The organism is Agarivorans aestuarii (genome assembly GCF_019670125.1).
Classification (GTDB): domain Bacteria; phylum Pseudomonadota; class Gammaproteobacteria; order Enterobacterales; family Celerinatantimonadaceae; genus Agarivorans; species Agarivorans aestuarii.
This window is the reverse complement of record NZ_AP023033.1, coordinates 4,649,391-4,671,034: the sequence shown is the minus strand read 5'-3', so window position 1 is coordinate 4,671,034 and position 21,644 is coordinate 4,649,391. Positions and strand designations below refer to the sequence as shown.

19 protein-coding genes and 1 pseudogene are annotated in these 21,644 nt (G+C 41.8%); 16 read left to right on the top strand and 4 right to left on the bottom strand.

What is annotated here, in order from left to right:
* The first annotated feature begins 41 nt into the window (after positions 1-41).
* A complete protein-coding gene (locus tag K5609_RS21585; protein WP_221075427.1) occupies positions 42-1,475 on the top strand; it encodes a hypothetical protein in 1,434 nt (477 codons plus the stop codon).
* A 249-nt stretch (positions 1,476-1,724) separates the two neighbouring features.
* On the opposite strand, the gene K5609_RS21580 is transcribed toward K5609_RS21585, so the two are convergent.
* The gene (locus K5609_RS21580; RefSeq protein ID WP_221075426.1) at positions 1,725-2,648 is read right to left on the bottom strand and encodes a LysR family transcriptional regulator; all 924 of its coding nucleotides are present in this window, start codon (positions 2,646-2,648) and stop codon (positions 1,725-1,727) included.
* 216 nt (positions 2,649-2,864) lie between these two features.
* On the opposite strand from K5609_RS21580, the gene K5609_RS21575 reads away from it, so the two are divergent.
* The 4 genes from K5609_RS21575 to K5609_RS21560 all read left to right on the top strand — a co-directional run bounded on the left by K5609_RS21575 (position 2,865) and on the right by K5609_RS21560 (position 5,868).
* On the top strand, positions 2,865-3,608 hold the full coding sequence (locus tag K5609_RS21575) for a hypothetical protein (protein ID WP_221075425.1): 744 nt from the start codon (positions 2,865-2,867) through the stop codon (positions 3,606-3,608).
* A 140-nt stretch (positions 3,609-3,748) separates the two neighbouring features.
* On the top strand, positions 3,749-5,011 hold the full coding sequence (locus tag K5609_RS21570; RefSeq protein ID WP_221075424.1) for a carbohydrate porin: 1,263 nt from the start codon (positions 3,749-3,751) through the stop codon (positions 5,009-5,011).
* A gap of 79 nt (positions 5,012-5,090) precedes the next feature.
* Positions 5,091-5,582 carry a DUF3299 domain-containing protein gene (locus K5609_RS21565; protein ID WP_221075423.1) on the top strand — a complete coding sequence of 164 codons (492 nt, stop codon included), beginning with the start codon at positions 5,091-5,093 and terminating at the stop codon, positions 5,580-5,582.
* A 148-nt stretch (positions 5,583-5,730) separates the two neighbouring features.
* Entirely contained in the window at positions 5,731-5,868 is a 138-nt protein-coding gene (locus K5609_RS21560; RefSeq protein WP_221075422.1) for a hypothetical protein, read from the top strand.
* 832 nt (positions 5,869-6,700) lie between these two features.
* On the opposite strand, the gene K5609_RS21555 is transcribed toward K5609_RS21560, so the two are convergent.
* Entirely contained in the window at positions 6,701-8,047 is a 1,347-nt protein-coding gene (locus tag K5609_RS21555; protein WP_221075421.1) for a metal-dependent hydrolase family protein, read from the bottom strand.
* Positions 8,048-8,415: 368 nt separating this feature from the next.
* Here K5609_RS21555 and K5609_RS21550 point away from each other — a divergent pair, with 368 nt between their 5' ends.
* Together K5609_RS21550 and K5609_RS21545 are read left to right on the top strand one after the other, a co-directional pair.
* Complete coding sequence (locus tag K5609_RS21550) at positions 8,416-10,080, top strand: amidohydrolase family protein (protein WP_221075420.1); 1,665 nt, start codon at positions 8,416-8,418, stop codon at positions 10,078-10,080.
* A gap of 9 nt (positions 10,081-10,089) precedes the next feature.
* Positions 10,090-10,461: a hypothetical protein gene (locus tag K5609_RS21545; RefSeq protein WP_221075419.1), complete on the top strand. Its 372-nt coding sequence runs from the start codon at positions 10,090-10,092 to the stop codon at positions 10,459-10,461.
* On the opposite strand, the pseudogene K5609_RS21540 reads toward K5609_RS21545, so the two are convergent.
* Positions 10,418-10,725, bottom strand: a pseudogene (locus K5609_RS21540) (hypothetical protein); the annotation flags it as partial. The gene K5609_RS21545 and the pseudogene K5609_RS21540 overlap by 44 nt on opposite strands.
* Before the next feature lie 356 nt (positions 10,726-11,081).
* On the opposite strand from K5609_RS21540, the gene pdxY reads away from it, so the two are divergent.
* The 4 genes from pdxY to K5609_RS21520 all read left to right on the top strand — a co-directional run bounded on the left by pdxY (position 11,082) and on the right by K5609_RS21520 (position 15,486).
* Positions 11,082-11,987, top strand: coding sequence for a pyridoxal kinase (gene pdxY, locus K5609_RS21535; protein WP_221075418.1), 906 nt, complete (start codon positions 11,082-11,084; stop codon positions 11,985-11,987).
* 515 nt (positions 11,988-12,502) lie between these two features.
* Positions 12,503-13,063: a GbsR/MarR family transcriptional regulator gene (locus K5609_RS21530; protein ID WP_016400271.1), complete on the top strand. Its 561-nt coding sequence runs from the start codon at positions 12,503-12,505 to the stop codon at positions 13,061-13,063.
* A gap of 30 nt (positions 13,064-13,093) precedes the next feature.
* A complete protein-coding gene (locus tag K5609_RS21525) occupies positions 13,094-14,485 on the top strand; it encodes a cytochrome ubiquinol oxidase subunit I (RefSeq protein ID WP_221075417.1) in 1,392 nt (463 codons plus the stop codon).
* Positions 14,482-15,486, top strand: coding sequence for a cytochrome d ubiquinol oxidase subunit II (locus K5609_RS21520; protein ID WP_221075416.1), 1,005 nt, complete (start codon positions 14,482-14,484; stop codon positions 15,484-15,486). Before K5609_RS21525 ends, K5609_RS21520 begins: the two co-directional genes overlap by 4 nt.
* Before the next feature lie 59 nt (positions 15,487-15,545).
* Here the strand turns inward: K5609_RS21520 and K5609_RS21515 are convergent, their stop codons facing one another.
* Positions 15,546-16,268: an oligogalacturonate-specific porin KdgM family protein gene (locus tag K5609_RS21515; RefSeq protein WP_221075415.1), complete on the bottom strand. Its 723-nt coding sequence runs from the start codon at positions 16,266-16,268 to the stop codon at positions 15,546-15,548.
* A gap of 155 nt (positions 16,269-16,423) precedes the next feature.
* Between K5609_RS21515 and K5609_RS21510 the strand changes: the two genes are divergently transcribed.
* The 5 genes from K5609_RS21510 (at position 16,424) to K5609_RS21490 (ending at position 21,638) form a co-directional block, all read left to right on the top strand.
* Positions 16,424-17,302: a LysR family transcriptional regulator gene (locus tag K5609_RS21510; protein ID WP_221075414.1), complete on the top strand. Its 879-nt coding sequence runs from the start codon at positions 16,424-16,426 to the stop codon at positions 17,300-17,302.
* Between the two features lie 196 nt (positions 17,303-17,498).
* Positions 17,499-17,942 (top strand): FMN-binding protein MioC, encoded by a 444-nt coding sequence (gene mioC, locus K5609_RS21505; RefSeq protein WP_221075413.1) that lies wholly within the window; start codon positions 17,499-17,501, stop codon positions 17,940-17,942.
* A 367-nt stretch (positions 17,943-18,309) separates the two neighbouring features.
* Positions 18,310-20,199 (top strand): tRNA uridine-5-carboxymethylaminomethyl(34) synthesis enzyme MnmG, encoded by a 1,890-nt coding sequence (gene mnmG / locus K5609_RS21500; RefSeq protein ID WP_221075412.1) that lies wholly within the window; start codon positions 18,310-18,312, stop codon positions 20,197-20,199.
* Between the two features lie 9 nt (positions 20,200-20,208).
* On the top strand, positions 20,209-20,835 hold the full coding sequence (rsmG, locus tag K5609_RS21495; protein WP_221075411.1) for a 16S rRNA (guanine(527)-N(7))-methyltransferase RsmG: 627 nt from the start codon (positions 20,209-20,211) through the stop codon (positions 20,833-20,835).
* An 11-nt stretch (positions 20,836-20,846) separates the two neighbouring features.
* Complete coding sequence (locus K5609_RS21490; protein ID WP_221075410.1) at positions 20,847-21,638, top strand: ParA family protein; 792 nt, start codon at positions 20,847-20,849, stop codon at positions 21,636-21,638.
* Positions 21,639-21,644: the final 6 nt, after the last annotated feature.

Genomic DNA, 21,644 nt, shown 5'->3' with positions numbered 1-21,644 from the left:
TCAAACCAGCCTGAATGGATCACTGTATCTAAGGATTAATAATGAGCCTATTTAAACTCATAATACACTGTTCCATATTAACCCTATTGGTAAGTTGCGGTGGCAGCACTGACAACGATAACCCAGTTAAAGCCTTTAAAGGAAGAGCGATTGATGGCTATATCATCGGCGCTACTGTTTTCCTAGATCTAAACTTCAACAGTTTACATGATGCAGGTGAACCCAGTGTTGTGACGCAAGAAGAGGGAGAGTTTGAGCTAGTTATTCCGTCACGTTATAGCCAATGTGCTCAGTACGTGCCTATAGTCGTAAATGTGCCTGTGGGTGCGATAGATACCGATTTTATTAATACACCTATAGAAAATGCTTATTCGATGGTTTTTCCACCTCAATTTGCATTAATGACAGATCAAGATTTGTTGAATTTGACGCCGTTAACCTCCGTTGTTTGGAAGCAAGTTGAGCAAGAACTCCGCGTTTACCAATCAGGAAATTTATCTTGTCAGTCTATTATTGCCGGACAAGAACTTCGAGAAGATATAGCACATAGATTGCGAGAGCAAGAATGGCGAATTGCTAATCGATACAACATTACGGTTAGCGAATTGTACGCTGACTATATCCACTCCGGAGATGATTCACTCCATCAGCTTGCACAAAAACTGGTACCCGGATTGCAAAAGTCATATGAAGAAACCAAGCAATTACTAGATCAACATCCAAACGCAGATTTTGCTTGGGTTGAATATTTCTTAGGGCGGCTAGCAAATAAGGATTCACTATATGACGATTGGTACCGTTATGAATTTGTTCAAACATCTAATGGTAACTTCGATTCTGAGACTTTTGTTATGTCTGATGACCTCAGTACTAAGGTGAGTCTATTCGATAAAAGTTCGATGAAAACGGTTCAGCGTAGTGGTATGAACATAGAGAAAACTGTCAACTTAGTCTATGCAGAGTTTGGCTACGGATGCTCGGTGAGTGAATGGCTAGAAACAACCTTACAGCAGTCATCAGGCGTTAGAAACTCAGTTTACTATGACGTCACCGATTGGACAGAATGTGAATCCCAAATGATCGCCGGTAGTGAGGTAATGCAATCTTTAATCACAAAAAACTATAGCGGTTCTGAGCTATCTAGCTCTACTGAACACGTTTACCATACCGACAACAATAGTGGGTTTAGCCATCTAATTGGAGTAACAGATTCAGTGACTCAAGAAGACTTAACCCCGATTAGAGAGGTAGTAGACACCGATTTTTACAGTGATGAATCTCATGGCGCTGACTATTGGTCGAGAACGAAAAATGACTTCAGTGAAAACGTCAGTAAGCCCTCTCAAGTTATGACTAGCCATAATAGCGATGGTAAGTGGGAAAAATATACTAATTATCGTGATGGTACCCATAAATTAGAATGTGGCGATTCAGAAACTTCAATGTCAGAAAGCCAATGCACTAATTTTAAATAAACTATATTCTATTAGGAATAGTACACTTGGGTTGAGAAGAATTTAGCTCAAATCTAAGCTGACAAGGCACCCTAAAAATCGGGTAACTGTCAGATCAGGTCTGAGCTACTGCAGTTTATGGGCGTCTTCACTTTCAATATCGTTATCTTGTCCATCTCCCCTTTAAACCTCTGGATAACGGTTCAATTATCAGCTACATCTCAAATAGAGCGCCCTTAATCGACCATTTACTGAGCCACTAAACCAAAACTATTGGCACAAATCATTGTTTAATTCTTCCAAAACATAGTCAACATAGTCTTGCAGCGCATTCACTATAGACGTTCTGATTTTCTCTAATTGGCTGGAGTGCGGACTCCAAAGTGAAATAGGAATTTCTAGGCTTTTTTTCCACTCAGATACTTCTAACTGCACTAAGCTCTGATTGATGTACTCCGATTTTACTATTGAGCGAGGAAGTAACGTCCAACCATGTCCCAACTCAGTTAGCCTAATGACGACTGATAATTGATCTATTGCTTCATTGTTTGGTGAAAAGGTAATTTTGTCTGATAAGCCTTCTTCTATAAGAGATTGTAATATTAGCTGCTTCGAATTTTTTAGTTGAGAAAGCATTTCGTCTGGAGAAGTACCGGCAAGCTTGCTATTTCTCGCTCCGAATGGAACAAAAGATAGGGTCTCTAAGTATGTTGAATGGAAACTATTTATTGCTTTACTGTCATGAATGTTAACCAAGCCAAAGTGAAAATATCCGTCTTCTATACCTTGTTTGAGTTTATCCTTTCCGCACACAAATAGATTCACCCTCAGGTTTGGGAAGTCTCTAGCTAGTTGCATTCTAACGTCGGCGATTGCGATTTGAGGAATAAAACTACAGTAACCGATATTGATGGCTTCTATATCTCCGGAGGCTAAGTTAATTGCGAGTTTATCAAAAGTTTTTAGTTGTTCTACAGCTTGTTTTGCGTATCTATATAATAATGTTGCCTCTTTTGTAGGCTCAACTGAACGGCCGACTTTATCAAACAAAGTTACCATTAGAGTGTCTTCTAGATTCATGACCACTTGGCCAATAGTACTGCGGTGTTTATTGAGTTTGACAGCAGCTTTGCTTAAAGATTTTCGTTCATAAACAGTAACAAAAGTATTTAGCTGCTCTAGGCTAAAATTCATAGTATCTCCCAATAACATTGATGTTCCGCAATATGTTTCGTGAAGTTCGCGTTTCACTCTAAAGAAGTAAAGATAAAACTGCTCATAGCGGTATCACTGATCAATATAAGCTAGTTAATAGCTTTGTCCAGTTTCGTCCTACAAACGTTAGTTAGTCGTCTGAAAAAGTCTTTGTATTATTGCCGCATCAACTGATTAACAGCTTTGGAGCTAGAAATGAAACTGAATAAAAAATTTGCACTAACCGCATTTGCTGCATTAATACTTTCTAACACGTCAGTAATGGCAGAAGAAGATAACGACCCGTCAGATATTGCTCGTGCGACGACCTCTTTCACTGTCGGTGTAACCAATCAAGGTGATGTAAAAGGAGCGCTAACTTATGCATTTGCTGTTAACGATACTCAGCAAGGCATGGTGGTTGCAGAAGGCAACATGAATAATAAAGGGGAATACAGCGATGCTCGTGCGCAATATTTCCATGTATTTAACTTCAATAACCCTATCATGCCAAAAGTCGCGGCATCGATTGACCTTATCGATAATGCCTCAATGACAACGGCTGCACTTGGTGCTGTTGTTGCAATTACACCAACTGAGAACTTCTCTATGTACCTGAGAGGCGGAGTTTTAGGTGGGGAGTACAGTGATGCTATGACTAGCCAGTTTGGTGTGAGTGACAATTCGGCGTTTGGTGGCATGGCCGCAGGTTACTTCACACTCAAAACGGGTAAAGATGGTACCTATGTAATGTTGAGCCCAGAGTATACCTATGCAGGAGGGGACATCGAAACCAATACATTGAAGTCATCCTTACGAATTGGCACTCCCATGAACGCAGCAAAAACACATTGGGGTGAGTTCCGCATCGAGAATACTCACGGAACTGTTGAGTCAGCGTCAATGACACAAAAAGTTAACGATACAGTCGGTTGGTTTATGTACAAGTCATTCTTCTAAGAAAGCAACATAAATGATTGGTTATGATCCTGTTGTCCATAATCAGTCTCCTTTGGGCTATTCCCCACAGTCTTGCTACTTGCACTGTGAATGAGATACGCCACATCGTTTTTAGTAAGTAATTATTCATAGAGGCCACGATGAAACCAACTTTTCGTCTATCAGTAACCGTTGCAATGTTAATGTCAGTAATGGCAATCTCGACGACCGCATTTGCTCAAGAAAACAATAATGAGTCTGAAGTTCTAACAGTGATGAAAGATACACCTGTTGAAAAATCTAACTTTGACTCTTGGAATGAAACTAAAGCTCACTGGCAGGAGGAACACGGACTGCAATTGAGTGTTGACTACAATATGCTTGGATTAACTGCGACAGATGCGTTGGGTGATTCCTCAGCGGCTTCAGGTGCCCTTCGGGTTTATGGTCAGTGGGATATGGTTCACACGGACTCTGGGTCAACCGGTGGTATTGTGTTCAAGTTCGAACACAGACACAAATATACAGATTCATCACCGAAAGATTTTGGTATAAAAGATTTGGGTTACCTTGGTTTTGTACACTCTTTATATGGTGATCAAGGCTTTAGAGCTACACATCTGTTTTGGCGTCAATCTATGCTTGATGACCGCATGGTGGCCTACGCTGGTTTTTTAGATATGACTGACTATACTGATTTTTATGCTCTGGCAAGTCCATGGAACGATTTCAATAACGGTGTGTTTACAACCGGTAGCGGTACTATTGGTGGCCTTCCTGATGGTGCTTTAGGGGTTATGCTGGGTGGTTTTATGACTGACAGTGTATACGCTTCAGCGAGCATTCTTGATGCGAAGGGCAACGCGTCTGACCTCGCTCAAGGGGTAAAAGACTTATTTGACACTGGCGCGACCTGGAAAAGTTTTGAGGTTGGTTATACACCATCGAAAGATATGTTGTTCATTGATAATGCTCACGTATCTTTTTGGCAGCGCGATGCGGTTGGCAATGATAAAGAGGGGCACGGTGTGAATGTTTCAGTCTCCGGTCTTGTAAACAATCAATGGCTTCCGTTTATTCGGGCTGGCTGGGCGCAAGATGGTGGTGCAATGTATGATGCATCGGTTAGCGTAGGCTTTGGCTATATTCCAACCGGTCGTTCAGAAGATATGATGGGACTGGCGTTTAACTGGGCTAGTCCGATGGCAAGCACATTTGGTGATATCGACTTTGATGGTCAATACACGGCAGAGTTGTACTATCGCGCAAAAATTGCGCCTTGGTTTCAGTTATCACCGAGTATTCAAGTAATGAATCATACGGCTATCAATCTTGATGCAATTGAATCAGGGGATATGTCAAACGCACTAATTAAAGATAAAACTGATGTAGTTATTGGTTTAAAAGCGCAATTCCTTTTTTAACTGATAATTAGTTGTTGAACAGGCCCCTCGTTTGTAAGGGGTCATAATACTTTAGCGTTATTTAAACGGGCGTGTGCTGATGACATATAAAATATTGTTAAACGTATCTATTATAATTGTGACATTTTTCAATTTTGCGTTCGCGAGCACCAACCAAACGCTTGAGTGGATTGATCTTATTCCAGAGCAAGAGCGAGCTACATATTTGTCGGGAGATAATGCTCAAATTAGTCACAATGGGCCTCAAGCAAAGCAAAGTGCTGTTGGAACTATTAGGGAGGATTTAATTGGCAAAAAGATAACAATCCCAGGGTTTGTTATTCCTCTTGAAGGAACAGAGACTAACATAACTGAATTTCTGTTAGTCCCATTTGTTGGGGCGTGCATCCATGTACCACCACCACCGCCGAACCAAATTATTTATGTGAAATTTGAAGAAGGTGCTCCTATGACCAAGTTATGGGATGTGGTTTATGTGACAGGTGAGTTAATGATGGAAACATTAGATACTGACCTTGCGACAACAGGATATTCGTTAAATGCAAATAAAGTTGTGGAGTATCAGGAGTAACTGTTTGTGATTCTAACCACCTTTCATCTATGAGTTGTTATATATAACTTGAGCTCGATGGTAGTTTGTAACGGTATGATTTAACTGGAGACTTTGTTAGAGGTGAAACTCCATTAATAAACAAGGTCAACATGAAAAGAAATTTTTAATGAGTGAATGGAAAGGTGAGAGTGTAGAGTTAACCATTAATGCAGCTGTTGAGATGGGTTTGGATTTATCCTCAATCAACGCTGAGTTAGCCAATAAAAAGCACAAATTGGGGTCAAATCTAAAGCGAGTACCCTGACAACCGGGCAAACAAGGATCTAAGAACTCGAAAAAGAAGTGGCAATGCCCTGTTAAATAATGTCAGTCATTTTTTTGCATTGGAAATGAACAACGTCATCAAGTAGCAGCTAAGTTGAAAAAGGCTGGTAACCAAGTTCAACAGATATGCCGGTGTTTACCTATGGCTGTCAGTTCGTTTTATTACCGCGCTAAATCAAAGCCCATTAGCTCATAGCAAGCAAGGTTAAATACAGCATATGGCAAAGTAAGAATGCATAGTGAGTAACAGGCAATGGTTTTAATATTGGGCTTCATCGCGTCAAAACAGCAATGAAGCGTTTAGTGATTGTGGCTAAACGGCCTAAGCAATAAGTATCCGCTAGGTGGTAAAGCATAGGTGATAGCATCGAATTACCTGAATCGTCAACTTACCCCTGAACACTTAAACACATTATGGTTTGGTAATATCACCTATATCCGCACACAACAGCAACAGGGGTGGCTGTACTTGCCCATCATTATAGATTCATGCTCAGTAATTGACTAGGCGTTCCCAGACAAACCAAATAGCGAGCTGGCCAGTCAGGTGTTAGGGTTACCAGTAAACGACAGCCCAGAAATGGAGTCCTGTTCCCTTTCGAGCAGGGGGCAATTACCAGTGAAGCGATGGCCGATATTATTAACTAAATAGAGCTATTTTATAATCAAAAGCGTCAGCACTATAAATGGCGGAATACATCACCAGCTGAATATGAAATGAAGTTAAGATAAAGTGTCCAAACAAGTCTCCAAATTTATTTGGCCATGACACATCTAACAGATGTGTCATGGCGTTATCAATTCATGTAATGCTATTTCGACAACCTATCTTTATAAATAATACCGTCTTTCATAATGAGATCGAAGTTTGTCTCAGGAAGTGCGAGAATTGAGATATCTTCAAGTGGATTACCGTTTACAAGGAGTAAGTCAGCATAAGCACCTTCTTGGATAACACCCAGTCTTCCATCTTTATAAGGGTGGCGTTCACCTGACAGTTCAAAAAGCTCTGCATTTTGTGATGTTGCTTGCTTTAAGATTTCATAAGGAGTGAAATACTTGCTACGCGCGATAAACTCGCGATTCTGCATTCGGTGAAGTGTTAATGAACCCAAAATATCGGTACCAAACGTCATTTTTACACCGTACTTTTTAGCGCGCTCATAGCCTGCCTGAGCACCAGATTGAGCTTGTAGGTATTTTGGAACTGCGTCACCTGTCATCCCTGCTTTTTCTGGGGGTAAGCTAAAGGCCAAAAACTGAGTTGAGAACCATACATCATTTTTCTTCATCAATTTCATGGTTTTTTCTGATGCGAACAACCCATGCTCAATGCTTTTTACACCTGCTTTGATGGCATTTTGGATACCTACATCACTATAGGCGTGTATTGCTGCGTAGGTACCCCATTTATCTGCTTCCGTGACGATTGCCTTGAGTTCTTCATAAGTATATTCGGTGACATCTAAGGGGTCGTGCGCACCGGTAATACTGCCACTACCAAATATTTTTAGATGGGTTGCTCCAGAGCGGAATACATCTCTAGAAGCTTTTTGTACTTCCGGAACGCCATCGGCGATGATTGTCCAACCTCGAATGTACGCTTTATCGATCTGACCAGTAAAGTGAGGAGACATGTAAAACATGCGCTTGTCATAATCACCGTGACCTGATGTTTGAGAAATAAATGCTCCCGCGGGTAGTATTCTTGGTCCTGGAATGATGTTCTCGTCAATGGCTTTTTTTAAACCGAAAGCTGGTCCTCCGTTGTCGCGAATGGTGGTAAAGCCTCGCAGAAGCATTTCCCCTGCGTTCACCGCTGCAAGGGTACCTGACCAACCTTCTGGCGCGCCGTAAATGAGTGTTTCAATATCATCCGTCCACATGATGTGTGTATGAGCATCGCTAAGACCTGGGATCATCGTTCTTCCTTGCCCATTAACGACTTTAGCTCCTTCATGATTGATAGCATCTTGTGAGATCGCTTTAATCAGGTTGTCAACGATTAATACGTTGGCATCTTCAGTGAGTTGTTCATTAACACCATCAAAGATGTCGACATTAGTGATTACTACTGCTGATTCGTTAGCTAGTGTGCTAAATGAAAAACAACTAACTATTAGTATGTTGAGTATCGTAAGTTTTATTTTGAATTTCATCGAGCTATTCCTTGTGATTTGCTGAATGCATATGTTTGGCTACATTTAAAAATTGATAGGTGCTGCAGTTGTTTAGCCATTAACTGCTCACCAAGGTAATTACAGATTAGTATCTATTTACCTTAAGTGCTTAATAAATGACGTTGTCGTATCTGATCCGACATAAGAGAGTGTGTACATTCGTTTGGTGCTCATAGAATAAATGCCACACCAAGAACCAAATGATTTGAGTACATTTAGCCGAGTTTTTATTGATTGAAAGTAACGGTTTTGGCTGTTTTGAAGCGAGATGGTATCGCTCACTACTTGTCGCATTGTTCTTTGTTATGTCGATAAAGATGAAACTAGCAAAAATACAAGGGTAAAAAATGAAAGCAAATAAGAAATTGATATGTGTATCAGTGCTGGCAGCATTGACAATAAACGTTGGTGCATTGCATGCGGCAGACTATGACCTGGTGATTGAAAATGGCCGAGTTATGGATCCTGAAACCATGCTAGATGCAGTGCTTAATGTCGGCATAAAAGACGGTCAAATTATTACAATATCTACCGACCAATTAGAAGGCAGTAAGGTTATTGACGCATCAGGCCAGGTTGTTGCTCCGGGATTTATTGACACTCACTTTCATTCTCTTGACGGCCTATCAATTAAACTGGCAGCGCTTGATGGTGTAACAACAGGGATGGACTTAGAAATAGGCGCAACTCGTGTAGCAGAATGGTATGAAAATAAGAAAGATGCCTGGCCTTTGAATTATGGTACTGGAATCAGTCAAGAAGCGGCCAGACTAGAGATTCTTGACCCTGAAGTCAAAATTGATCGAGCGTATGACGCGCCAGATATTCTAAGTAAGTTACGTACAGAAGCAGCCAAAGACGGAGTCAGTGGTTGGTCTGACACTAAGGCCAATGAAGAACAAATGAACCAAATCCTAGCAATTTTGGATCAAGGCTTTCAAGATGGTGCTATCAATCTTGCGTCGACAACTGCATACATGCGCAACGGCCTTACTTCATTTGAAATGTATGAATCACAAAAGGTGGCGGCAAATTGGGGACGATTTACTGCATCTCATACTCGTTTTCATGGCAACCCAGTAAACCCTGAAGGACAGCTGGGGTTTGATGAAGTCTTTGCAAATGCCGTAGCACTCAAAGCTGGGTTATTAATGCTTCACAACAATGAATTTGGCTGGTGGGAAGTTGAGGAGAAACTTAAATCTGCTCGTGATCAGGGTATGAACATGTGGTCAGAATACTATCCGTACGACGCTGCATCGACTGCCATTGGATCATCATTCTTAATACCAGAAAGTGTTGAAGGACTATTTGGGTACAAGTACGAGGATATTATATATGATCCAGATTCTGACAAATTCTTAAACAAAGAAGCGTATCTAGAGCTGGTAGCAAAGGATCCTGGTCACCTTGTCGTCATTTTCAGTCCACCACGTAAAGAGTGGTTGAAGTATTTCTTGAAGATCCCTCACATGACAGTAGCGGCAGATTCTATTTACTCAGGGTTAGGTGTTGATTCTTGGGATGCGGATTACACGGAATATAAAGGTCATCCACGGACAGCGGGAACGCGCGGTAGAGTATTTGCGATGGCTCGAGAAGAGGGTGTGCCACTTATGTTTACCTTGGCGCAGATGACTTACTGGCCAGCGAAACATTTAGGCGATGTGGGCCTAGAAGCCATGCAGAAACGTGGGCGCATGCAAGAAGGTATGGTGGCCGATATTACCATTTTTGATCCAGAAAACGTTCAAGACAACTCAACCTATAAAGCAGGAGAACAGGGCAAGCCTACAACGGGTATTTCTTATGTGATTGTTAATGGACAAAAAGTGGTCGACAATGGCGAATTTAAGAAAGTATGGGCGGGTCAACCTATTCGTTATACTCCAGAAGACAAAGGACGCTTCAAAGGTATTGATAAAGCGAGTTGGTTGAAAAACATTACTGTTCCTACGTTCTCCGCTACACAAGCAGGCGCAGAAGGCAACCCTACATTTAAAAGCAACTAGGAGCATGAGATGAGAATTGCCGCTAGCATACTAGTTTGCGCAATCTCGTTTGGAGGCGTAGCTCACGCCTCCTCACTTGATGATTTAGCGAACCAAGTTACAGTCTTAGATGCGTATCGACAGGTTGCTGAACCTAGCTTGAATGAACAGCCAGTTGAAAACAGTCAACTTGCAACATACGCTTATGAAGTTGGTTTGGATGTGTCTAAGTTAACGCAAGGACAAGTATCAGAAATAGAATCAGGCTTTAAAGGAAAGCCTTCTTGGGCATTTTGCGACGAACATCAAGTGGTAGAGATTGTTATGAATGGAAGCAGCTTGTGGGAACGTACAGCAGTTATGAAACTTCAACGCTACGCTGATATAAAAGTTGTTCATTAGAGTATTTCATTTTTCTGAGCTGAAGGTCGAGTTTATAATTCAGCTCTTGAAATCTTTCTAACCTGATAATGCTGATCAAACTCCTCATACAGAGGAGTTTGATCAGCTATCTCAGCAATCCTGTCTATTGGTTATTACCCCCTTTAACGAGCTGTGGGGTTGCTTCCAGTTGTAATCGTGTTTCCACTCAGATAGGGCACTCGCTTTAAATGAGACCCCGGTTTGCACTTTCCTTAATTCGCTAACCCAACTGCTGAGATGAGGATAAACCTACCCTCATCTCAGCAGCGACATCTTTTAGTTTATAGCCATGTATAAAGGCTAGCTCTGCACAACTTCATTTCAACTCAGAAGTTAACTTTCTTTTGGCATGTTGACCTTGTTAGTTTAAGCAATTTCACCTCTAACAAAGTCATCAGTTAAATCATACCGTTACAGTACGCCAGGTATTGAAAATTTAAGAGTCGCTTTCATCATATGCCACCCATCGCTTTGCATTTATTAATCATATGATGATTTGATCCTACAAAAGCTATTTAGTGTTAGAGAGACCTGACCATATGATGCACTCAACAAAGTAAAAATGAATCAAGAAACTAACCAAATTCTAAGGACAACTTATGAAAAGTATCATTTCTATTCAGTCCCACTTCGTGAGTGGGTACGCGGGTAGCAGTTCAGCTATATTCCCAATGCAGAAGATGGGCATGGAGGTATGGCCTATTCATACTGCTCAATTCTCAAGCAATTCAGAGCTTGAGCGAGGTTGGACAGAGCATAAACTTGACTCAGATGATATACGTTCATTGATGCAAGGGCTCCTTGAGAGTGGAAAGCTAAATGAATGTGGTGCGGTACTGTCCGGGTATCAAGTGTGTGAACATCAATACAGGGCAGTTGCTGATGCTGTAGCTTTGATTAAGGAACGAAACCCAAGTGCCTTATATATTTGCGAGCCAGAGTTAGATTCGATTGAGGAGGTTCAGGGTTTATACGACAGTAAGACAGAGACTGTAGCGCAATGTTTGGTGCCAACCTCGGACGTATTGGTACTGACTCAATATGAACTAAGTAATCTAACCGGGCTCAGCATTGGTTCGTTACACGATGCGGTTACTGCTTGCAAAAAGATGCTAGATATGGGGCCTAAGATAGTTCTATTGAAACACTTTGAAGCGAGTAAAACCGATACTTATAACACGCTTCTTGCTACTTCTAACTCATGTCACCTAGCACGCCTTCCTAAGATAACCTTTGAAAAAAAGGTGCATGGTATCGGCAACTTACTTTCAGCTATTTTTACGGCTTGTTTGGTAAGAAATATGTCTACTCTAGAGTCGTTTAATCATGCATGTAATGCAGTTTACGGTGTACTCCAAGATACAAAAGAGAATGGAAAATATGAATTACAAATCATAAGTGGTCAATATGAATTCGTAGAACCTACTTACAATTTTGATGTGGTCAAAGTAGGGTCTCCTGCGGACTTCGAGCAGCAGTATTTTGAGAACCTAGAAAGTGTTTAGGATTCTCAGGCCTTACCAAAGCTCTATAGCGAACTAAAGTCAAAAATAACCATTAGCAGAACTAAAAACACCGGATAATGGTTATTTATAGGTTTTACAGCTAAACCATTAAACATGGCAAAAATCTATTGAGGAAGTGCAACAAACGACTATATTCTATAAGGAAAGTGCACTGGGTTAAGAACACATTTATCAGTTTGGTCCCCAATCGGTCCCCCAAGTGTGCAACCACACCTGTGTTTATGGGCATCTTCACTTTCTGTATCGGAAAGTAATAAGTAACTACTTACTATCTCTACATACCAACAAGTAAAATCAATTAAACCTGATAATCAGCCAATAAACATAAAGCAATTGTCAGGTTTATATTGCCTTCTTGCTCCATCCTCAAACTAAGCTAAACCCACCTCACAGTTTCATCACTCCCCATCAATTATCGCTAAAAATATTGACTTAAATCAATTTTCAATTAAAGTTTCACTGTTTTCTGAAAGTTCAATAAAAGGATTTAGCGCGTGCAATTATCAGAGAAGAGCCAAGCTTTTGTTCTTCATTTTGGCGAAATGGGCAGCCGTTGGGGTTTTAACCGAACGGTTGGCCAAATATTGGCTTTGTTAGTGATTAATAAAGAGCCTTTGCACGCCGAACAAATTATGCAACAGCTGGGCATTAGCCGCGGCAACGTCAGCATGGGTTTAAAAGAATTACAGTCTTGGCGCTTAGTAAAGCTAAGCCACCAAGCAGGTCAACGCCGAGAATTTTTTACTGCCGCCGGGTCCATTTGGGATATGGCGAGAACTGTATTTGAAGAACGCAGTAAGCGCGAAGTTGACCCAACCCTGTCTTTACTACGTTCTAATTTATTGGAAGAACCAGAAAACGAAGCAGACCAGTTTACTCAGCAAAAAATGGAAGAGATCCACGATCTCTTAGAGTTAATCACTCAGTGGTCATACGCACTTAATACTATGAATCCCGACAAACTACAGAGTTTAATGAAAATGGGCTCAGGTATTAGCAGAATTTTAGAGTTAAAAGACAAAATCGTTGGTAACAAAGGATCTGCCGCCAGCTAATGAGATTATCAACCTTAACGAGGCTTAACCATGCTTGATGCCCTAATGCTCTCAAGGATACAGTTTGCTGCCAATATCAGCTTTCACATCCTGTTTCCCACCATCACCATTGCGATGTGTTGGTTCCTAGTTTTTTTTAAAGTTCGCCACGACATGACAGGCAATCCCGTGTGGATGCGTGCTTACCGATTTTGGGTGAAGGTATTTGCGCTTTCTTTCGCAATTGGCGTAGTAAGTGGCATTACTATGTCATTCCAGTTTGGTACCAACTGGCCAGGTTATATGGAAACCGTAGGTAATATTGCTGGTCCCTTACTCGGTTACGAAGTACTCACCGCCTTTTTCTTAGAAGCCACCTTCTTGGGCATTATGTTGTTCGGTATTAAGCGCGTACCTAACAAGGTACATACTTTATCTACCATATTGGTAGCCATTGGTACTAGCTTGTCGGCATTTTGGATTTTAGCCTTAGACTCTTGGATGCAAACTCCAGCGGGTTTTGAAATGCGAGATGGTGTTGCCTTCCCTACCGATTGGTTTGCCATTGTATTTAATCCTTCGTTTCCCTATCGCTTAACCCACATGCTTATCGCCTCTGGCTTAACGGCTTCTTTCTTTATCGCGGGTATTTCTGCTTATCGAATTTTGAAAGGCGATGTAAAAAAAGCCCCTCGCTTAACCCTAAAAATTAGTTTGCTGGTGGCGGCAGTACTTGCGCCTACTCAAGCCTTAGTGGGTGATTATCACGGTTTAAATACCTTAGAACACCAGCCAGCTAAAATTGCAGCGATTGAAGGTGTTTGGGAAACCGAAAAAGGTGCTCCATTATTATTGTTTGCATTACCAGACGAAGAAACTAAGACCAACAAATATGCCATTGGCATTCCTAACTTGGCCAGCCTTATTCTTACCCACGATTTAAACGGTGAAATTAAAGGCTTAAACGAATTTGAAAACGAGCACCCGCCAGTAGCACCAGTGTTTTGGAGCTTTAGAGTAATGGTGGGCTTAGGTTTATTAATGCTCGCTTTAAGCTGGTTTGGTAGCTACCACATGGTACGCAAAGGCAAAATGCCAAACTGGATGCTAAAAGTATTGGTAGGTACAACCTTCTCGGGTTGGGTAGCCACCCTTGCCGGCTGGTATGTAACCGAAATAGGCCGCCAACCCTGGTTAGTAACCGGAGTGCTAAGAACCGAAGATGCTGTAACCAGCCTACCCGCTTCCAACGTGGCATTTTCTTTAGCCATGTATCTAATTGTGTATAGCTTCTTATTAGTGGCCTATATTCACACGGTATTTTTGATGGCACGTAAAGCCGTAAAAGAAGAAGAGTTTGAAACCAACGAACCCAAACCCGACGGCAACTTAACCAATGTTAATCAGCCACAAGACAACGTTGAAGGGAGTGCTAAAGCATGATGGACGCCTACTGGTTACCGGTAATATTCATCGGTTTAATGGGACTTTCTGTTCTTATCTACGCAATACTTGATGGCTACGATTTGGGAGTAGGCATATTACTGCCAATGGGCGAAGCCGACGAAGCGCAGCGCGATACTATGATTGCCTCTATTGGTCCGTTTTGGGATGCTAACGAAACCTGGTTAGTACTGGCAGTTGGCATCATGCTCATTGCCTTTCCAGCAGCGCATAGCATCGTGCTCTACCACTTGTATATTCCAGTCGCAATTATGCTGATCGGACTTATTATGCGTGGCGTAGCTTTTGACTTTAGAGCCAAAGCAGCAGTGGACCATAAGTTAGCTTGGGACAGAACCTTTAAAGCCGGTTCAATACTCACCACCTTGGCGCAGGGCTACATGCTTGGTTTGTATGTGATGGGTTTTGAAGGTGGCATAAGCACCCATTTATTTGGCTTACTTAGTGGCTTAGGGGTTACCGCAGCATACAGTTACATTGGCGCAGCTTGGCTAGTAATGAAAACCGAAGACAACTTACAGCAACGTGCTGTTGCCTGGACAAAAACCACCGGACGTTTTTGTTTCATGGGAGTAATAGCGGTATCTATTGTTAACCCTTTAGTGAACCCAGGAGTATTTGATCGCTGGTTTGATTTTCCATTAGTGATGTTTGTATTGTTGATCCCAGCTTTGTGTTTTGCGGCATTTTTGTTTAACGACTTTTTGTTGGGCCGTTTACCTAAAGAAAATGATCGCCACTGCTGGGTGCCCTTTAGCTTAGTGATGCTGATATTTTTGCTATGTTTTAGCGCACTAGGCTTTAGCTTCTTCCCGGATGTTGTGCCCGGACAAATGGATATTTGGGAGGCAGCATCAGCACCAGAGTCACTGGTTGTAATTTTAGTCGGTGCACTAGTGGTAGTGCCGGTAATTTTGGCCTACACAGCCTTCTCTTACTGGGTATTTAGAGGCAAAGCTACTTCACTTAATTACCACTAAGAATTGCTAACAACTCACCCCATTAAAAGAGCGCCATTAGGCGCTCTTCTTTTGTTCGCTTAAAACTTCATGCTTACGCCAAGTTTAATCTGGCTATCATCTTTAAGTGGCGTACTGTTGTAACCGGTACTATCAAAGTTTTTCTGAGTGTATTGAACATAAGGCTGGTAGCTTCCTAAATTAGTTAGGAAAATCTTAGTCTCTAGTTCATTGATTTTCAGGTTGTTAGTTTGGTGTTCTGCATTGGCGTCTTTATTAATGTAGTTAAAAGACACACCCACAATATCACCAGCCCAACCAGCGGTTAAATCAGTTCGGTTGGTTTTCACATCACCCAATTCGGTCTTACTAAAACCATTGTTTTGAGTATCCTCATAACGGTAGCGCGCAGCGACAAAAATACCATTATCAAAGTTATAACCGCCTTTTAAGGCAAACTTTCCAGTATTAGCATCGTTGGCTACGTTACGTGTATATTCAACGCGAGGTTGAACGTAAGCATTACCAAACTTGTAAGTATAATCAGCGGCAAAAGTAGCTTCATGTAAACCAGACTCATGCTGATTTTCACCGTAAGGCTTGCCACCTAAACGGCTTTTAGCTTCAACATCAAAACCAAATTGGCCGTAGTCTGTATCAAACTCATAGCCACCTTTTAAAATACCAAGGTGAGGACCATTGCGATTACTTTCTGCAGCGACTTCACCGCGAATTGCGTTAGCCGATGCAAGTTGGCTAAACAAGGCAAGTGAAACGGTTGAAGCGACGATAATTTTTTTCATTTTGGAACCTTTCAGTAGGTGATTACTAAAACATCCGTGCATCATTGAGTACCAGTTACATACTCTTAAAACTGTCCATCGCCGCTATGATGAAGAGATAGCACAAGGCTAACAAATCAGAGTCTGTTAGCTTTTACTAACACAGAGAAGTAAATATGAACCTTCAAGCGATTCAAGCATTTGTATTAAGTCATCAGCTGGGCAGTATTACTGCAGCCGCTAAAAAGATGCAAAAGAACCGAGCTCAACTGAGCCAATGGATAACCCACCTAGAAATTGATTGGAATATAGAATTGTTTACCCGCAATGGTCATAAGCCAGTATTAAGCGCCCAAGGTTTAAAAATGCTGCCCTTGTGTGAGCAGTTACTAAGTGCAAAACAGCACCTAAACGAACAGGTAGAGCAAATTGCCAACCTGGACTGTTTAAGATTAAACCTTGGAGTAAGTGCTTATTTGCAAGATAGCGCTATAGCAAAAGTGCTTAGTCAATTTAACCAAGCCTATCCGCAAGTAGATTTACATATTTACCAACGCCGCGATGAGCAGCTACTCAACTGGCAACAACAGCCATCATTAGATTTAGCTATTTGCTTTTACCGAGATGCTTTCCCCAATCAATTTACCGTAGAACCTTTATGTGAAATGCCAGTAGTAGCGGTATGTTCACCAAGTCATCAGCTGGCATCGGCAAGCTCAACCACGCTTCAGCAAGTACTTAGCCATACTTGGATAACCGTGCTCTCCTCTACCAATACCCAATTGTGGGATCCTGATACCGTACAACGGCAAATAGCGGTGGAGCATCACTCACTAGCGATTGAGCTTTGCCTGCGCGGGGTTGGGGTATTTGTAGGTCAACAACAGCAACTCAGCCCCTATATCCAATCGGGTGATCTGGTGGTAGTGGCGCACAACGATGCGATAGCGAATGAACAACTAGGACTCATTTATAGTAAACAGGGCAGTATGTCGCCAGCTCAACAAGCCATAATAAACCTATGTAAAGCAGAGTTTAGAAACAAACCGAATTAGTGACATACGCGATTTGTGCACAAGTGTTATTCACACCCAATAATTGGGATCATTACTATAGCTGGTGGTTTGTTGGAATTTTGCGGAGGTTTCACGTGAAACTATCAACAACTAGATCACAGCAAACTCGCAGCTAGTTAAAGCACTTAAGATCACGTTACAATGGCTAAAACAGTCAACATTAAAAGGATCGTAAGTGGATATAGAAATTATTGTTGGATCAACCCTCGGTTCGGCTGAATACGTAGCAGATGAGCTAGAAGCTCTGTTAAAAGAACAGCACCAAGTGAAAATTCACCTAGATGCTGAATTTAGCGAACTTAAACAACCGGCTTTTTGGCTTATTTGTAGCTCTACTCATGGTGCAGGAGATGTACCTGATAACTTGCAGCCCTTTTTTCAATACTTACTTGAACAGCAACCAGATCTTTCAGCGGTTTCTTATAGCGTAGTAGCCATTGGAAGTAGCAGCTACGATACCTTTTGTGGTGCAGGTAAGGATCTTGACCAAACCTTAAATAAATTGGGTGCCAAAAAGCTAAAAGAACGCTTAGAAATAGATGTGGATCTAGAACCAGTGCCTGAAGAGCCAGCAGCTAGCTGGTTAGAAAGCTGGAAAAATGAACTAAATGTGAACTAAACATTGTGGATAACCATAGGGATTAGCTATTAATTTAACATAGTTATTCCTATGGATAAGCTTATACCTAATTCTACCTGTGGATAAACAGTAATTTAGATCCCAGTTTTTCCCCTGCTTAGATCGCCCTTCATTAACAAGATCTGATCTTAATTAAGTTGATGATCATAAAGCTAAAAAATCACTTATCTACAGATCAGCTCGTTACTAATAGTAGATCTAATAAAAGATCTTTAAAAAAAGATCTTATATATATTTATAAGAGATCTAGTGCTGATCTAATTCTGATCTAAGCATTCCCTTATCGCCACTTAACCAGTAAAATGTCGCACCCTTTTGGGATTAGGCTGGTTCGAGGTAATAGCAAATGTTCTATAAACAACAATATGACGTAATAGTGATCGGCGGTGGTCATGCCGGTACTGAAGCAGCAGCGGCAGCTGCACGCATGGGTCAAAATACCTTGTTGCTTACTCATAACATTGAGACCTTAGGTCAAATGTCTTGTAACCCAGCCATTGGTGGTATTGGTAAAGGTCACTTAGTAAAAGAAATTGATGCCTTAGGCGGCCTAATGGCGCAAGCTGCAGACCTATCGGGGATCCAATTTAGAACCCTAAACTCATCTAAAGGACCAGCCGTTCGTGCAACCCGTGCTCAAGCCGATCGAGTACTTTATCGGGCAGCTATCCGTGAACGCTTAGAAAACCAAGCCAACCTAACCATCTTTCAGCAAGCCTGTGACGACTTGATCGTAGAAAATGATCAAGTCGTAGGGGTGGTTACTCAAATGGGCTTACAGTTACGTGCACGTAGCGTAGTGCTTACTGTTGGTACTTTCCTTGGTGGCATGATTCACATTGGCTTAAACAATCATGCTGGTGGTCGTGCAGGCGATCCACCATCAATCGCGCTTGCACAACGCTTACGTGAATTGCCATTACGTGTTGATCGCTTAAAAACCGGTACTCCACCCCGAATTGATGCGCGCAGTATCGATTTTAGTCAAATGCAGCCACAACCTGGTGATACACCAACACCGGTATTTTCGTTTATTGGTAAACAAAGCGATCATCCGCAACAGATCCCTTGTTATATCACTCATACCAATGAATCTACCCATGACATTATTCGCAATGGTCTAGACCGAAGCCCAATGTTTACTGGTGTAATTGAAGGTATTGGGCCGCGTTATTGTCCATCTATCGAAGATAAAGTGACTCGCTTTGCTGATAAAAATTCACACCAAATCTTTATTGAACCAGAAGGCTTAACCACCCACGAAGTGTATCCAAATGGTATTTCTACCAGCCTACCGTTTGATGTGCAGGTTGAATTAGTTCACTCGATGAAAGGCTTAGAAAATGCTCATATCACTCGCCCTGGTTATGCCATTGAATATGATTTCTTTGACCCACGCGATCTAAAACAAAGCCTTGAAAACAAATACCTAAAAGGTTTGTTCTTTGCTGGGCAAATTAATGGCACAACCGGTTATGAAGAAGCAGGTGCACAAGGTTTAATTGCTGGTTCTAACGCCGCTTTGTATGCACAGGGCAAAGAAGCTTGGGCGCCACGCCGTGACCAAGCTTACATGGGTGTATTGATCGATGATCTAGCAACCTTAGGCACTAAAGAACCTTACCGCATGTTCACCAGCCGCGCCGAATATCGTTTATTGCTGCGGGAAGATAACGCCGATATGCGTTTAACCGAGCAAGGTCATAAGCTTGGTTTAGTTGATGAGCATCGCTGGCAATTGTTTAACAAAAAAGTTGAAGCGGTTGAGCTAGAGCGCCAGCGTTTGAAAGACACTTGGGTTCACACTAACTCTAGTCAATTAGATCAACTCAACCCATTGTTGAAAAATCCTATTACTCGCGAGCATTCTCTAGAAGAATTGATCCGCAGACCAGAGCTTAATTACCAACAATTAATGGAAATTGAAGGTTTTGGGCCTGGGCTAGATTTGCCAGCAGCTGCTGAGCAAGTTGAAATCCAGATCAAATACGACGGCTATATTAAACGTCAATTAGAAGAAATTAAGAAAACCCAAAAGCATGAAAATACTTTGCTACCTTTAGACTTAGATTTCTCTAAAATTAGCGGCCTATCCAATGAGGTTGTTGCAAAGTTAAGCAATGCCAGACCAGAAACCATAGGTAAAGCAGCACGTATTTCAGGGATAACCCCAGCTGCGGTATCATTGCTATTGGTATATTTGAAAAAACACGACTTGGCGCGCAAGTCAGCTTAGGATGATCGGGTGTTAAAATCTCGCTTACAGAGCCTATTGGCTCAAACTTCTTTGCAGCTCAGCGAGCTGCAAATCTTTCAACTGGTTAGTTTGGTTGAGCAACTGGATAAATGGAATAAAGCTTATAACCTTACCTCGGTAAGAGATCCTATGGAGATGATGGTAAAACATATTCTCGATAGCTTAGTAGTTAGTCCTTACTTACAGGGCAAGCGTTTCATTGATGTTGGCACTGGCCCAGGTTTACCTGGTCTACCTTTGGCCATTATTAATCCCGATAAACAATTTGTATTGCTTGATAGCTTAGGTAAGCGGATTACCTTTATTCGCCAAGTTTGTCATTTGCTAAAGCTCGACAATGTTACCGCGGTGCAAAGTCGGGTAGAAAACTACCAACAAAACCTCGATTTTGATGGCGTAATAAGCAGAGCCTTCGCATCTTTAGACGATATGCTTAACTGGTGTTCTCACCTACCCGCAAATAATGGTAAATTCTATGCTTTAAAAGGCTTAGTGCCTGAACAAGAGCTAGAAAACCTACCTGATGGCTTAAAACTGCACAGTATCGAGAGTTTAAGTGTTCCCGAACTTGAAGGTCAGCGACATCTAGTTATTATTGATAAAAATAACCCTTAGGCGAAAATATTGTGGGTAGAGTAATTGCGGTTGCCAACCAGAAAGGTGGCGTAGGTAAAACTACAACCAGCGTAAATTTAGCGGCGTCTATGGCGGCCACTAAACGCAAAGTATTGTTGATTGACCTAGACCCACAAGGCAATGCCACTATGGGCAGTGGTGTTGATAAATACGACGTTCCAAAAACAGCCTATGAACTGCTGATCGATGAAGAACCTATCGATCAAGTTACAGTTAAAGATACCAGTGGATTTTTTGATTTAGTTGCCGCTAACTCAGACGTAACTGCAGCTGAAATAAAATTGATGGAATTTTTTGCCCGCGAAGTGCGTTTACGTAACGCCTTAGCGCCAGTGCGCGACTACTACGATTATATCTTTATTGACTGCCCGCCATCACTCAACATGCTTACGGTTAATGCAATGGCGGCAGCCGATAGCGTATTAGTACCAATGCAATGTGAGTATTACGCGCTAGAAGGTTTAACGGCTTTGGTTGATACCATTAGTAAGCTGGCTTCTGTGGTGAACCCCGAGCTTAAGGTTGAGGGGATCCTACGCACCATGTTTGACCCACGTAATCGACTTTCTTCAGATGTGAGTGACCAACTTAAGCAGCACTTTGGCAAAAAAGTCTATCGGACTGTGATCCCAAGAAATGTGCGTTTAGCCGAAGCCCCTAGCTTTGGTAAGCCAGCCATGTATTATGATAAAACGTCAAATGGTTCTAAGGCTTACCTCGCTTTAGCGGGTGAAATCATTCGCCGCCATGAAGAAGAAGCGCAAGCGGTGGTCGTAGATTAATGAATA